The organism is Thermodesulfovibrio thiophilus DSM 17215, assembly GCF_000423865.1.
Taxonomy (GTDB): Bacteria; Nitrospirota; Thermodesulfovibrionia; order Thermodesulfovibrionales; family Thermodesulfovibrionaceae; genus Thermodesulfovibrio; species Thermodesulfovibrio thiophilus.
The window spans coordinates 68137-82946 of record NZ_AUIU01000016.1 but is presented as its reverse complement, the minus strand read 5'-3'; the positions used below and the strand labels follow the sequence as shown (position 1 = coordinate 82946).

Sequence of the window (14810 nt, the reverse complement as noted above, 5' to 3'; positions counted from 1 at the left end):
GGGATAAATGCTTAGAGAAGTTTTCATATTAGCAATTATTCTATTGTTTCCCCTTACTATTTTTGCTCAACCTAAAAGCGAGACAGAAAGACTATGGAAGCTTGCAGATAAGGCGTATAAAGAAAAAAAGATATAATGAAGCAATTTACTATTATGCGCAGTCTCTTTTTAAACTGGTAGTTATATGCTGAATTTTTTTAAGGGGGGAATGGTATTGATATCCTTTATTTTAAGTGACCATTTTTATGGCTTATGATTTTTGCAACTGCATCTGTTTTGTTTTTAAGTAACGGTTTGATCTTGCTACAATTTAGTAGACACGGGAATGCTGGGCAGGATTGCCGACTGTATGGCGACAATTAAAAACCGGTATTAGGATTTTCTTCAAAGAAAGTTCGAATCCCTCCCTCTCCGTTATTCAATGAATTTTCTGATTATCTTTTCTTCATACTCAGGGAAATCTTCAGGATAAAAAGGTCGTTTTCTTCCGATATTAAATTTAAGCAGTTTAAAGTTGAGCTCTCTTATTTTTTTTATTCGTTCCTGATTGTCATCTATTGTTTTAAGAAGCTCTTTTAAATCTATTATTTCTTTTCGAATTTCCATCTCCGGCGGAATATATCCTGCATTTTTAAGAACCTTATATGCAATTTTCAAGTCCTCTGGAACCCAGGTAAAGTCTTCCAGCTTAAGAGGCCTGCCTTTATTTGGTAAATCATCAAAGAGACCCTGTTCAATGGCTTCACGAATTTTTTGTTCAGCAATTTTTTCAAATATGTCCATTAATCTATAATTTGCAGAAAATATCTCTGCATTGTCAAATAGATCTCAATTATTTAAATATAAAGAAATTTCAGTGATAGTTGTGTCAAACACATTTATCTAAAAAATCTATCGATAAATCTTTATTAATAGGTAAAAACTATTTTACATATTGGCTGTATTTAAGTAAAATATTCAAAAAATTTCGTGGAGGAGTTACATGGAGGGATTTAAAAATTTCTTTGCTACTCGATGGGGCATTATTTTTGTTGGTCTTGTTATTGGAGTTCTCGCTCCTTTGCTTCAAAAATTTGGAAATCCTCCCAATATGGGTATCTGTGTTGCCTGTATGGAAAGAGACATAGCAGGTGCTCTTGGGCTTCATAGAGCATCAGTTGTTCAGTATTTAAGGCCTGAAATAATAGCTTTTGTTCTTGGTGCATTTTTATCAGCTCTTGCTTTTAAAGAATACAGGCCACGTGGAGGTTCAGCACCATTTATAAGGTTTATTCTTGGGATGTTTGCAATGATCGGTGCTCTGGTATTTCTTGGATGCCCATGGAGAACTATTTTAAGACTTGCAGGTGGAGACGGCAATGCAATATCTGGTTTGCTCGGGCTTATATCTGGAATATGGCTGGGAACAAGATTTTTAAAGGCTGGATACTCACTTGGAAAAACCCAACCTGCTCCGTCAAAGATGGCAGGAGTGGCGTTCCCTCTGTTAATGTTTGGTCTATTAGTTCTTTTATTCATTGACCCTCAGCCACCAGATCAGGCACGTGGAATGATTTTGTTTTATAGCTTGAAAGGTCCGGGTTCGCAACATGCTCCTTTAGCAGTGTCCTTATCAGCAGCTCTGCTTATAGGCATTCTTGCTCAGAGAAGCAGATTTTGTACAATGGGAGCATTCAGAGATCTGATCCTTTTTAAACAGGGTCATTTATTTTCAGGTGTAGCAGCATTCTTTATTGCAGCATTGGCTACAAATCTTTTGCTTGGACAGTTTAATCCAGGATTTGCAGGGCAACCAATTGCCCACACAATGCAGTTATGGAATTTTTTAGGAATGACCCTCGCAGGGCTTGCATTTTCACTTTCAGGGGGTTGTCCTGGCAGGCAGTTATTTCTATCAGGCGAGGGAGATGCTGATGCAGCAGTATTTGCTTCTGGCATGATTGTTGGTGCGGCCATTTCACATAATTTCGGACTTGCAAGCTCTCCAGCAGGAATCGGTCCAAATGGTGCTATAGCAACAATAATAGGGTTAGTTGTCTGTATAATAATAGGTTTAACTATGAGAAGGAGGTAACAAAATGAGCGAAACTATTGACGCAAGAGGTCTTTCCTGCCCTGAACCTGTTCTTTTGACTCTTGAGGCTATTAAAAAATCTGGCAGTGCTGAGATAGAAATTCTCGTTGATACAGATACATCAAAAGAAAATGTAATGAGAGCCGCTCAATCAATGGGATGGCAGGTTTTAGAGGTAAATGAAGAGAGCTCAGGTTATAAGATTAAAATCGGGAAAGAATAGATGAAATTTTTCAAAAATCTATTTAAAAATGAAAAAAAAGAATCATCTGCTGATCGTGGAATTCTTATATTTGAGAATACATCAGAGGTTATAAAAGCTGAAAATATTCTCAAAAAACACGGATTTAATGTGAAAGTGGTTGGACCTCCTGCTCATATAAGAAAAGGTTGCGATCTTGCGATAGAATTTCTTATCGTTGAAGCAATGGGAGTTCTGAATGCTCTTGAATCTCGAGATATTGAACCACTTGAGTTCTTGCCATCTCTGGAAGGTAATTTAAAACCAGTTGATCTTTTTCATGTTAAGGATTATGGAAATTTTTTGATGGTAAGAGCTGCAAATATGAAAATAACAATTCAGAAATCAACCCTGACAATAGTGAATATATCAGGTGGAGGATGTCCTGATGTTCCTTATCTTGCAGCAGAACTTGTTGGGAAAAGACTTGATAACGCACCTGAACCAAGACAGCTCGGACATACTCTCTGTGGCTATGCTCTTCAGTTGGCATATGATAAAATAAAACAACTATGCTTGCAGTCATAGGAACAGTGCCAGATGAAAGCTTCTATATTTTATCCGGACAAGCAGGGATAGAAAATGATGTTTTGGTTATTGATCAGAAAAGGATTTCAATTCAAAGAGGTACCCCTGCTTTAATTGCATCAGCATGCAAGATTCTTGAAGTTTTAAACAAAGAAAATCCGTATGTTTATCTTGTTGGAGATACCGGGAAAGGGTATGGAAGCAGGAAACTTTATGAATATTTTATCGAAGATATAAAAAAGAGAAGTTTTGACACATTGACATTTCACTACATCATTCCTGATGCTGACTGGTGTAACAAGATTCTTTTAGCTCTTGAGAATTTAAAACATAAGCCATTCTTAATTGCTGATGCAGGTTTTATGTATGCAGCAAAGATGAGTGGCAATGCTCAATCCTTTGATTTATTCACTCCAGATGCTGGAGAACTTGCTTTTCTGGCTGATGAAGAAGCTCCTCATCCATTCTACACTCGAGGGTTTCTGCTTCAGGATGAAAATAATGTTGAAAGGCTAATTCAAAGGGCATACATATATAAAAATGCAGCGAACTATCTGATAGTTAAAGGCAAAAAAGACTACATTGTAAAGGATGGCGAAATTATAGATGTGGTATCAGAACCAATTCTTGAAGAGCTTGAAGCAATTGGAGGAACAGGTGACAGTCTGACCGGAATAGTTTCAGCATTGATTGACTCCGGGATTGTACCAGATGAAGCATGTGTTCTAGGATCAAAAGTTAACAGGATTGCTGGAAAGCTATCCTGTCCAGATCCTTCAACTCAGATATATGAAATAATACAAAAAATTCCAGATGCTTTTATATCATTAATCAAATTAGAGGAGATGTAAACAGGCCGGGGTTTTTATCTGGTAATTTTCACTTGACCACTCAATATGTATATGATACACTTATGCATGAGATACAAAAATCTGATAATAATTTTTATACTGCTTTTTTCTACATTTGTATATGCTGAGAAGCTTCATTTTATACCAAGAACGGTTATTGTCTTACCTGAAACAAGTCTTGTAAAGATAAAATGGATATTAGTTCCAGGTGACAAAGACAGACCACCTGATGTATCAAGTGAAAACATTCAATTTGTTGTTGATTATAAGAACAATCCTCTAATAGCATATAGCGGGAAACTTCTCTTTAATCCGCTTAGTGGTTATATTGTGAAATTTAATCAACCATTTAAAGAAATGATATGCCTTGATAATGGTGTTTTAATTTTCTCAGATGGAAGGGCTGTTTACTATATTGATATTGATAATGAAAAATTAGAAAAAACAGACATCCCTCAAGCGTCTTTAAAACAAATTGCTACACTGCCTTTTAATGATGGAAGAATTTTTAAAGGTAGTGGTAATTCACTTTATGCAGTTGCCAGGAACTCAAAAACAGGCAAATACGAGATTTTTCTTTTTAATCCACTCAGAAAAAATTTTAATAGAATCCTTGTTTCTAATAAACCAGTAAATGCACTAACAGGAACTGGATCTCATCTGTTTTTAGCTACAGGCAGACAAATTGAAGAGTTTTTAAATGATAAACGCAGATTGTTTTATGAACATCCAAGAGAGGATATTTTAGAGTTGTTTTATTCAAATGAAGCTGGAGTTTTTTATAAGACATCACACGGTATAGGGTTTGTAAAAGATGGTAATTCTCTTGAATTTTTACAGAGTGATAATCCAGAAGTTTTCTTAAAGGGTGCGAGCATGTTTGTATTTTTCAGCAATGCTATGGCAGTTCTTGATCTTGTCAATCTTGATGATTTAAAAAATTACAGTTTTAAAGTATTAAAAATAGTCGATATAAATAAAACTTTTTAGGAGGGATTGAATGTTTAAAAAAATAGTTATATTAACCTCCTTTCTTCTTTTTATTCTTCAGCCAGCAATATCTTTCAGTGGAAGCGTTCCAATGCCAACAGGAAGAAGCTGTGATGGAAGTCAGATGCCCGATGGCACTTTTATTCCAGCTGGACAGGTAAAAGAGGTTACATACGGAGGTGTAAAATATCGTTGTGTTGGTTGTGGAAGTTGCACTCCAATAAGCGGTGGTTCTTCTACTTACACTCCATCAAACAGGCTTTCACCTTCCCAGCAGGCGACAATTGGAATAATGGGCTCTTTCTTAAGTGGATTTTTTGGAACACTTTTTGGTGGAATGTTTGATGACTCGGATTATGATGCTCAGAAACAGAGAGAATATGAAGAACAACAGAGAAAACTTGCAGAGGAAAAAAAGAAACAGGAAGAACAGAAAAAACAACTTCTGTCCAAATATAACCAGCTTATAGCACAGGCAAAAGCTCAGACGCAAACAACTCAGAACAATCCTACTCAATCCCCTTTCACATTTCAGACTCTTGGTGGACAACTTACACCTTTTCAATGGCAGTCTCCTTCAAATGTTCAAACATCTTCTTTACCTGATCTTAATTCCTCTGATGAATCTATAAGAGCAAGCTCTGATTTGAACAATATTCTTGGAAATGTTATTCAGGAAAAGATTACAGAAGGCATTGAGGAAAAGATTGAAGAGCAGGGAGAAAAGATTGTAGAAAAACTTAACGAAAAATACAACAAAAATTTTGGTTCAAAGATTTATGAAAATGGACTTCCAATCATGAAAATCGCAATTACAGCAAAAAAAGAAGGATTACCGCAGGCTGGCGCTGAAACAATAGATTACGCTGTCTCTCTTATTCCGATGCCTACCATTCAGAGTGAGGTTTCTGATGTTGGAAGAAAAATATATACAAAAGTGGCATTCTGGGCAGTGGATAAGTTTTTAACTGAAACAGAGAATGCGGGTTCTATGCTTGGTTTTGATTTTAATAAAGATGAGTTCTGGCAGAATTTTGAAAATGATATGAATACAGGACAAAAAATAGTTTATAACTGGTTGAAAGGTGATTAAAATGAAATTTTTAAAAATCCTTGTAGTTTTTGTTATTCTTCTGTATATTTCAGGATGTGAACCTGTCAGGGTTACCACAAAAGTTAATCCAATTGAAATAGAACCTCCAGAGGAATCTGTAACAGTTAAAAAAATTCCATATGATGCAGTCGTTATTGTTGATGAAGATAAAACATACACTGCAACTCAATACACTTCTGATACCATTCATGATGTTGTATTTCCTTCGGGAAATCTTCTCAAACAGGCTTTGCCGATTTATTTTGACAGGATGTTTAATAAAGTTAAATACGAAAAAAGTATTTCTACGCTTCCACAATCCAATACTCTTATAATTGTAGCCTCTATGTGGAATATGAATTTTAAAGAAGACTGTTGCCAGCCTCTTACTCTGGATGTTGGAGTAACTGCTGGTTTTGATATTTGGGACAGCGACCTTATACCTATTTCCATGCCTTTACATTCCTCGGGTTCTGGTAAAATTTCTAAATCAGGATTGTTTTCATCCCTTGATAATAAAGAATACGCTCAAACTGCTTATCAGGCAATCTTAAATGCAGTAAAAAACGGCTCTGCACTTATCTATGATTCTGTTCAAAATCCACAGAAAGTTTTACTTAATGCAAAGGATGAAATAAATAAAGAGCCTTCTAATATATCTGCATATAAAGTTGTTGCCAATCTTTCTCTTAAAACCGGTGACATTGCTCAGGCGCTTGCTGCTTCTCAGATGGTTGTTCAGTTAAATCCAAAAGATATTGATGGTTACATGCTTCTTTATAAGTGTTATATGGCACAGAGAAAATATAAAGATGCAATTGCACAACTTGAACAGGCATTTTCATTAAATCCAAAGAATGCTCTTGTAATGATGAAACAGTCTGATTTCTATATTGAAAGGAAGAAATATGACAGAGTAATTCAGATTATTAAAAAATATATTTCAGAAAGACCTGATGATAAAAATGCTTTTTCAAAACTGGCTTTTCTGTATTTCAGAGTTGGAAATTATAAAGATGCTATATCAACATCTGAAGGATTGCTCAACTCTCTTTCTTTTTCAGGAATTGGAATAAGTATCAAAAAAGATAATGAAGCACTACCAAAGGTTATGTCCATACAGTCAAACAGTCCGGCTTCAGAATCCGGGATAAGAGTTAATGACGAAATTGTAGAAATTGATGGAATATCAACGAAGAATTTAACTATTAACGATATAGTGAACAAACTAAGAGGACAGGATAGAACACCAGTTACTCTGAAGATAAAAAGAGAGGAAGAACTAATAAATAAAACTCTTATAAGGGACACATTCTACACCGATCCTTATCAGGCAGCAACAGCGATGAGTCTGATGGCTCTTTGTTATCTGGAACTTGGAGATAATATCAATGCTCAGAAATTCATAGATAGCGCGGTTAAAACTTATCCAAAAGCAGTACTTACACAAATAGCAATTGCCAGCCTTATGATTAAGGATGGACGATATGACGAAGCAATTAAAACTCTTTCCGATGTAAAGCAGAATGATTATGCTGTTTTTCTCTTAGCAGTAGCAACCGCAAAAAAGGGAAACTATGAGGACAGCATAAAGATATACAGAAATGTCTCTGACTCTGATAATATCTTTATTGGTGAAAGGGCAAAAAATTCATATTTTGAAACACTGACACCATATATGAAAGTGCTGGAAGAAAAAGCTATTGAATATGAAAGAAAAGGTCAGTTAAGTTCAGCATTGAAAGAATACAAAAAAATGCTTGAATTGGCAAATCAGCAAAAAGCTCAATGGATAAGAAGCAGAGTTGCAAGAATAATTACAAACAATCCATCTGTGGTTGATATGACAGGAGCTGCAAGACAGTACTATCTGAATGCAGAGGTTCTGTTTACAAACAACAAATTTGAAGAGGCCATTACTGAACTTGATAGAGCAAAAGAGATTATACCTTTTAATCCTCAAATTTATTTCAATAAAGCTCTGATTTATGGAAAACTTGCTGATTATGCACAGGCTATTGAAAATATGGAGATATTTCTTCAACTTAATCCCACTGCCCCGAATACTCAGACAATAAGAGACCAGATATACAAATGGAGATTTCTCCTTGAAAAAGAGCTCTAATTTATTAATCATTTTCTTATTCCTGATTGCAGGTTGTGTAGCACAGTCAAAGGTTCAAACTGAAGGTGATTTTCAGATAAAAAAGTACAGGACAGTTAATGTTAATGTGCTCTCTCAAATGCCAGTGTGCGAGAGAGAATGTCAGGAAGAGATTGAAAAACTTAAAAACTCACTAGTTGAGAACCTTAAACAGGCAGATCTATTTGAGAATGTTGGATCAGAAATAGCGGATTCTGAGCTTATAATAAATGTAAGGATTACTGAACTACTCAGAGTTACATCGAAAGATCGATTCTGGTTAGGTGCAGCTGCTGGAAGAGCAAAGGTTACAGGTACAGTAGAATTGTTCGATACATATCAAAATAAAATCATCGGAACATTTCTTGTCGAAGGACAGTCTTCAGGAGGAACTGTATTTGCAGGAGGAACACAGCAGGCTATAGAAAAATTTGTTGAACAGCTGGTTCATTTCATGCATGAAAAAATAATTATTTAAAACGATTGCCTTAAAAAATTACTGCGACAGCTTTTTGAGCAAGAAAAAATCAAGTCCCAGGATGATTAAAACAGGTCCCATAATTAAAAAGAATGGATTTATATTAAGGAGCAAAACAACATAACTTAACATATATTTTAAAAAATACAGAGATGTTCCGCCCATAACTGCAAGTACTATCTCATGTCCTAATTCGCCTCGTGAAGGGACTCTATCTATAAAGAAAGGTAAACACAGTAAAATCATAGCCATTACAGTAAATGGAGTGCTGAATTTCTGCCAGAAAATAGAAAGAGCATAATCATAATTTTCACCTCTTTTTTTTAGATCGTTTACATGCATTAACAATCCGCTTATAGATGCTGTTTCAATAGGTATGGATATGAATTCTTCATCGAATATCGGTATTGTAAATTCGATTGTTTTCTTATTATAAAAATTACTTTCAATTCCGCTTTCTGTAAATTTTTTTTGAGTAACATTGTTAAGCGTTAATTGTTTTCCATTTTTTATATCACCGCTTCCAGCATGAATTATTGAAACTAAACCTCTTTCATTATTGTATTCATAAATATGTATTTCCTCTAAAATATTTCCTGGTTTTATTTCTTTAATGTTTATAAAAGTATTAATCTCTTTTGCCCAGAAATCATGCTGTTCAAGTATAAGATTTTTATTTTTTGTGATAGCTGCAGCCTTAATTCTATTGGCATATTGGTCAAGAAATGGAGTGAAGAATTCCATTATAAAAAATAGAACAATAACAAAACATAAAGAAAGTTTTATGAATACATTAACAATAAACTTATTTGTAACACCAGCTGCTTTCATGGCGATTAATTCGTGATGCCTTATCATGTTTTCTAATGTTACAATGGTTGCAATAATTGCACTCATTGGTGAGAATTCTGCCATTCTCCCAGGTAGGGTTAGTATTACAAAAAGTACAGCATGTACTAAACGAAAGTCTCCTTTCCCAACAGAGGGCAGTTGGTCTGAAAATACCATAAATGAAAACAACATGGCGAGAATAAACGTTACAACTAAAAAGATATTTATATAACTTATATATATGATTTTGCTTATTAATTTAATGCGGAGTTTGATTCGCATCAGTAGAGATACTCTTTTTTATTTTTGATTTTTATGTAAATATATACTACTAATAAAAGAGCAGTTAACGAAAAAGTCCCTGGCAATGCAGGAAACAAACTGCGTTTAACCCACTCTTCAACAACATCATAAAGATTGTAATATAAACCATATATCAAGATGGCTAATATTAACTTTTGAGAACGTCTTTTAATCCTTGGAGAAGACCTCGAAAGAGCTGTTGAGAGCAATCCCAGGAAAAATGTCATAAAAGGTATTGTTATTCTCCACTCCAGTTCAACTATGCTAACATTAGTTTTTTTCTGTAAAAGTTCACTAATCGACATTGCTTTTGTTTTATACTCAACAGCCTCATTATTGCTTATATCAATATAAGTGGTTTCAAACTTTGCAAAACTCTCCTTTTTGGTTTGAGTGTTATATAGATACATAGTGCCATCTCTTAAGATAAACAGCCCACTTTCATTATTGATATATCCACTTTTAGCATAAATTAACTCGAGAGTGTTATCACTTTTTATTTGAAGAAAAACATTTTGCAGGATATTGTCTTTTGTCTTTTCATCAGCATACACAATTTTGCCCCCATTTTCGAATGAAACAAAGTGTCCTGGATTTATCTTGGAGATATCAAATGCTCGTTTAGAGTAAAATTCCAGATAATAAATATTTTTATATGCCCATGGTCTTATAACAAAACCCTGAAAGGTTGCGAATATAGCTACAATGATAGTTAACATGATTACAGGCTTAAAAACCTTTGCTGAGTTAGAACCTGAAGACAAAATAGCAGTCATTTCATTACTATCATCCATCTTGCTTAATACAAGAGTGCAGGCTAAAAAGAAGGAAAGAGGGATTAATACTTCCAGTGATAGAATATTTTTGAAGAAAATAAGCGGTAATAATACTGATTTTGTTAAAATACCTGTTGCAATTTTCTGTAAGAACTCATAAGTACTGAAAATTAACATAATGAGAAACAGCAACAAGAGTATAAACAAAAATGGTTTAATGATCTCAATGATGATATATTTGTATAAAATGGGAAGTTTTAATTTCTTATACATCACTATGAGATTGTGCTATTCTTTTTATAATAATGTAAAATTTTATCATTTTAATTTTGAGCAATCTTTTTCACCCGGATAAATTCATTACAGACGAAAATCTTTACCAAGATAATAGTCTCTGACTTTCTCGTGGTTAATTAAAGAAGAGGGATCACCTGACGCCAGTATACTGCCATTGTACATGATATATGTCTCATCTGTTATTGATAGAGTTTCTTTTACATTGTGATCTGTAATCAGAATACCTATATTTCTTTTTTTGAGATCAAAAATCATATGTTTGAGTTCTATTATTGATATAGGATCGACTCCTGCAAAAGGTTCATCCAGTAAAATAATGTCAGGGTTTAGCGAAAGAACTCTTGCTATCTCAGTTCGTCTGCGCTCGCCTCCTGATAACATGTAACCCCTGGAATCTTTTACTGATGTTAATCTGAAATCCAGAATTGACTGTTCTGTTTTTTCTTTAACATAGTTGGAATCCTTATAGCGTAACTCCAGTATTCCATAGATGTTTTCAAATACAGTGAGTTTTCTAAATATAGAGGATTCTTGAGGTAAATACCCGAGTCCTAAAAGTGCTCTGTCATATATGGGCATATTTGTTATATCCTTATCATAAAATGTAATAGTTCCACCATCTGCTTTAATTAAGCCTACTATCATATAAAATGTCGTTGTTTTACCTGCGCCATTTGGTCCTAACAAACCAACAATCTGTCCTCTCTGGACACTCAGACTAACCCTGTCAACAACACATTTTTTTTTATATATTTTTTTCAGATTTTTAACAACAAGAGACATTTTGCAGGTTATCCTCTATAGTTTTTTCAATTTGTTTTCTTTCTATGGTGTGGCCATGTCATTTTAATATCTCCTTTCATAACTCCAATGCCTTTATTTATATCAAAATCATACGTGCTGTTTTCTCCTCCACAGAATTCACCCTTATTATTTATAGAACCCTTAATATTATTTCTCAGTGTAACCTCTTTATTTTCAATATATGTACACTTATCAGCTGATGCGTAAATATCAACATTTTCAGTTTTATATTCAATGCTGCAGTCTTCCAGTGATTCGAGATTCTGGGTATCTTTATTAAGATATGCCTTTTTTGCTTTTATCTTAATTTTGGCACCTGAATCTAATGTTCTATCCAGTACGATATTATTTATTATAATAACTGATTTATCTCTGCTTTCTTTTTTTTGAATGAAAGCAATCATTTGTTGCATCTTGTAGGTATAAATTAAAGCAATTGCTATAACTATTAAAATTATTGCAATTATTATTAATTTCTTCAGTTTTTTCATCTAAAAGACAGTATAACTGTCAATTGTTTTTTAAGTTTAACTACTTTGGGGTTTTTATATGGAATCATCACACTAGCTCTGTAAAAAGAGTTCTGCTGAAAGAAAAGGCATTATTTGATATATCTCATTTTCACGTTTAAATATAGTAAACATTTAACATTTTGCAATATTTATTTGCTCAATAAAAAATAGATATAAGATTATCCTACCATTTTCAATATCTTTTTTCAACAAATTGAACCTGAAAGAAAATTACATGAACCGACATTTCTGCACTGCGATAAGTTGATGATAAATAAAGAAATTAATATCTAAAATTTATAAATATAGATAAAACTTGAATCAGAATACCGAAAATATTCAAAATTAAAGAATGCTTTTAAAATTGGAACACAAAAACGAATCTGCATTTGTTCTGAACAAATCACTGACATTCTTTATGGCTGTTATCTGCGGAGTTACAGTGGCGAATCTTTATTATATTCAACCACTTGAAGCACAGATTGCCACAACATTTCATGTCTCAGAAAATGCAGTCGGTATTGCAGTTATGCTTACTCAGATCGGTTATGCACTTGGTCTTTTACTGTTCGTGCCTCTTGGAGATATAACTGATCGTCGAACTATGATCTTTAGAATGTTACTTATCGTAGCTGTGGCATTGATTGCTACAGGATGGTCACCAACCTATGAAGTAATGCTTATTGCAACATTTACAGTTGGTCTCACCACCATCATACCGCAGCTAATTGTGCCATATGCAGCTCAACTTGCACAGCCAAAAGAGCAAGGAAAAGTCATAGGAAAAGTGATGAGTGGTCTGTTGGTTGGAGTTCTTCTTTCAAGAACCTTCAGTGGAGTTGTTGGCTCTATTACCGGATGGAGAACCGTATACTTTATTGCCGCCTGCCTGACATTTCTTCTGGCATTCATCATTCATTATACTTTTCCTAAAACTAAACTAAAGATAAAGATGTCATATTATAAGCTTCTTAAGTCCATACCTGCACTTATTAAAACACAGCATCACCTACGTGAGGCTTCGTGTAATGGATTTTTTATGTTTGGATCATTCAGCATTTTCTGGACGTCTCTTGTGTTTTTTCTTGAAACTCCGTATTTTCACATGGGAGCACGTGAAGCCGGACTACTGGGATTAACAGGAATTGCAGGTGCAATTGCTGCTCCTCAAATAGGTAAATGGGCTGATCGGATAGGTCCGTATTTTACTGTCAGGATCGGAATTCTATTGTCCACATTTGCCTATATCTGTTTTCTTATTTTTGGATTTCATATTCTTGGATTGATAGCAGGAGCCATTATACTCAATATTGGAAATCAATTTGCACAGGTTTCCAATATGACATTGATTCAGAGCATCAATGATGAAATTCGAAGTAGAAATCAGGCTGTTTTCATGTTTTTTTATTTCATTGGTGGTTCTTTAGGGTCTTTTTTGGGCACTCTGTGCTTTCAGTATTTTGGATGGTACGGTGTTTGTGGAATTGGCTTGTTATTTCAGATAACTGCAATTATTCTTTATTTTTATGTTTAGAATGCATTCACAACATAAATTAAGATAAAAAGATCAGATAAAAGAAGAGGATGTGACAGCTATTAAGTGTTCTTCATTAGCCATTATTATGGTATCACATCCTCTTCTTGAAAAAATATACCTGCTACGCAGCCAGCTCCAGAATTTTTGCTATAACTTCTTTAGTATATGTTTTTAAACCCCATTTTGTTGCCAGAGATACAGCATTTTCAGCTATTTTATCAATATCCGCTTTATCAATGTTTACCTCTTTTAAGCGAATAGGTGCACCTATTTCATGAAAGTATTCTTCAAAGGCGGTAATTGTGTCTTTGGAGTTAGTTTTACCGAATACCGCTTTCCCAAAACTGGCCAATCGTTTGGATATATTTGATTCATTATATTTAAGCCATGCAGGAAACACTATTGAAAGGCTTGCTCCATGAGCAATATCATACAATGCTGACAGGGAATGACCCATCATGTGATTTGGAAATTCGTAATTCCCAATACCTGCAGTAGTTAATCCATTAAGTGCAAGTGTTGCAGACCACATGAAATTAGCTCTTGCATCATAATCTTTTGGATTTTCCAGAATTTTCTTTGTGGTTGCAATAATGGTTCTTACAAGTGTTTCGACAAATCCGTCCTGTATCGGAGTGTTTGGATAGGATTTTGTAAAATAGCCTTCAAGCAGATGCACTATGGCATCAACGCTACCATTTGCCACCTGATTTTGGGGTACTGTATATGTATTTGTGGGATCCAGTATTGACACTTTTGGAAACAGGCTAACGGCCTGAATATTAAACTTTTGTTTTGTGGATTCGTTAGTAATCACGGCTCCAGAGTTCATCTCAGATGCTGTTGCTGATAATGTGAGCACCACATAAATTGGCAGTGCCTTTGTGATTTTGGCTTTATCAACAAAGAAATCCCAAACATCACCGTTGTAGTAAAATCCTGCAGCCACTGCTTTTGCAGTATCTATTACACTGCCACCACCAACAGCCAATATGCAGTCAACCTGTTCTTTTCTGGCTGTATCTATTGCTTCATAAACAAAACTGAGCACAGGATTTGGCTTTACACCACTTTTTTCAACAAATTTAACATCATGTTTTTTTAGAGATTCTACCACTCTGTCATAAATACCGTTTCGTTTAATGCTGCCTGAGCCATACAAAAACAGACATTTTTTGCCTTGTAAGTATTTACCAATCTCTGATGTTTTACCTTCACCAAATACTATTTGTGTTGGATTGTAAAATACAAAATCTTTCATAAATCGATCCTCCTTTCTTTTATTTGATGCACTCTTATTATTTTATAATATTTGATAACAAAATATTTGTGATTATTTGTCATTCTTTTAT

General features: G+C 34.3%; 16 protein-coding genes. 10 read left to right on the top strand and 6 right to left on the bottom strand.

Annotated elements, in window-relative coordinates; all coding sequences use genetic code 11:
• The first annotated feature begins 7 nt into the window (after positions 1-7).
• Positions 8-136: a hypothetical protein gene (locus tag G581_RS12360; RefSeq protein ID WP_275574445.1), complete on the top strand. Its 129-nt coding sequence runs from the start codon at positions 8-10 to the stop codon at positions 134-136.
• Between the two features lie 278 nt (positions 137-414).
• On the opposite strand, the gene G581_RS0108050 is transcribed toward G581_RS12360, so the two are convergent.
• Positions 415-783, bottom strand: coding sequence for a DnaJ family domain-containing protein (locus G581_RS0108050; protein WP_028845386.1), 369 nt, complete (start codon positions 781-783; stop codon positions 415-417).
• A gap of 199 nt (positions 784-982) precedes the next feature.
• Between G581_RS0108050 and yedE the strand changes: the two genes are divergently transcribed.
• The 8 genes from yedE to G581_RS0108010 all read left to right on the top strand — a co-directional run bounded on the left by yedE (position 983) and on the right by G581_RS0108010 (position 8398).
• Positions 983-2074 (top strand): YedE family putative selenium transporter, encoded by a 1092-nt coding sequence (yedE, locus tag G581_RS0108045; protein ID WP_028845385.1) that lies wholly within the window; start codon positions 983-985, stop codon positions 2072-2074.
• Between the two features lie 4 nt (positions 2075-2078).
• Positions 2079-2297 carry a sulfurtransferase TusA family protein gene (locus G581_RS0108040; RefSeq protein WP_028845384.1) on the top strand — a complete coding sequence of 73 codons (219 nt, stop codon included), beginning with the start codon at positions 2079-2081 and terminating at the stop codon, positions 2295-2297.
• On the top strand, positions 2298-2843 hold the full coding sequence (locus G581_RS0108035) for a putative Se/S carrier protein (protein ID WP_028845383.1): 546 nt from the start codon (positions 2298-2300) through the stop codon (positions 2841-2843).
• Positions 2828-3694, top strand: a complete 867-nt coding sequence (locus G581_RS0108030; protein ID WP_028845382.1) for an NAD(P)H-hydrate dehydratase — start codon at positions 2828-2830, stop codon at positions 3692-3694. Before G581_RS0108035 ends, G581_RS0108030 begins: the two co-directional genes overlap by 16 nt.
• A 66-nt stretch (positions 3695-3760) precedes the next feature.
• The gene (locus G581_RS0108025; RefSeq protein ID WP_028845381.1) at positions 3761-4684 is read left to right on the top strand and encodes a hypothetical protein; all 924 of its coding nucleotides are present in this window, start codon (positions 3761-3763) and stop codon (positions 4682-4684) included.
• A 10-nt stretch (positions 4685-4694) separates the two neighbouring features.
• A complete protein-coding gene (locus tag G581_RS0108020; RefSeq protein WP_028845380.1) occupies positions 4695-5777 on the top strand; it encodes a hypothetical protein in 1083 nt (360 codons plus the stop codon).
• Position 5778: 1 nt separating this feature from the next.
• Entirely contained in the window at positions 5779-7902 is a 2124-nt protein-coding gene (locus G581_RS0108015; protein WP_028845379.1) for a tetratricopeptide repeat protein, read from the top strand.
• Positions 7903-8020: 118 nt separating this feature from the next.
• Positions 8021-8398, top strand: a complete 378-nt coding sequence (locus tag G581_RS0108010; RefSeq protein ID WP_169368425.1) for a DUF4410 domain-containing protein — start codon at positions 8021-8023, stop codon at positions 8396-8398.
• A gap of 18 nt (positions 8399-8416) precedes the next feature.
• Here G581_RS0108010 and G581_RS0108005 read toward each other — a convergent pair whose 3' ends face one another.
• From G581_RS0108005 to G581_RS0107985, 4 genes are all read right to left on the bottom strand, one after another.
• The gene (locus G581_RS0108005; RefSeq protein ID WP_083962674.1) at positions 8417-9511 is read right to left on the bottom strand and encodes an LptF/LptG family permease; all 1095 of its coding nucleotides are present in this window, start codon (positions 9509-9511) and stop codon (positions 8417-8419) included.
• Positions 9511-10581, bottom strand: a complete 1071-nt coding sequence (gene lptF / locus G581_RS0108000; protein ID WP_083962673.1) for an LPS export ABC transporter permease LptF — start codon at positions 10579-10581, stop codon at positions 9511-9513. Before lptF ends, G581_RS0108005 begins: the two co-directional genes overlap by 1 nt.
• 87 nt (positions 10582-10668) lie before the next feature.
• A complete protein-coding gene (lptB, locus tag G581_RS0107990) occupies positions 10669-11388 on the bottom strand; it encodes an LPS export ABC transporter ATP-binding protein (protein ID WP_156875234.1) in 720 nt (239 codons plus the stop codon).
• A gap of 26 nt (positions 11389-11414) precedes the next feature.
• Positions 11415-11900 (bottom strand): LPS export ABC transporter periplasmic protein LptC, encoded by a 486-nt coding sequence (locus tag G581_RS0107985; protein WP_028845373.1) that lies wholly within the window; start codon positions 11898-11900, stop codon positions 11415-11417.
• A 373-nt stretch (positions 11901-12273) separates the two neighbouring features.
• Here G581_RS0107985 and G581_RS0107980 point away from each other — a divergent pair, with 373 nt between their 5' ends.
• Positions 12274-13455, top strand: a complete 1182-nt coding sequence (locus G581_RS0107980) for an MFS transporter (protein WP_038065564.1) — start codon at positions 12274-12276, stop codon at positions 13453-13455.
• A gap of 124 nt (positions 13456-13579) precedes the next feature.
• On the opposite strand, the gene G581_RS0107975 is transcribed toward G581_RS0107980, so the two are convergent.
• On the bottom strand, positions 13580-14719 hold the full coding sequence (locus G581_RS0107975) for an iron-containing alcohol dehydrogenase (protein ID WP_028845371.1): 1140 nt from the start codon (positions 14717-14719) through the stop codon (positions 13580-13582).
• Positions 14720-14810 lie beyond the last annotated feature (91 nt).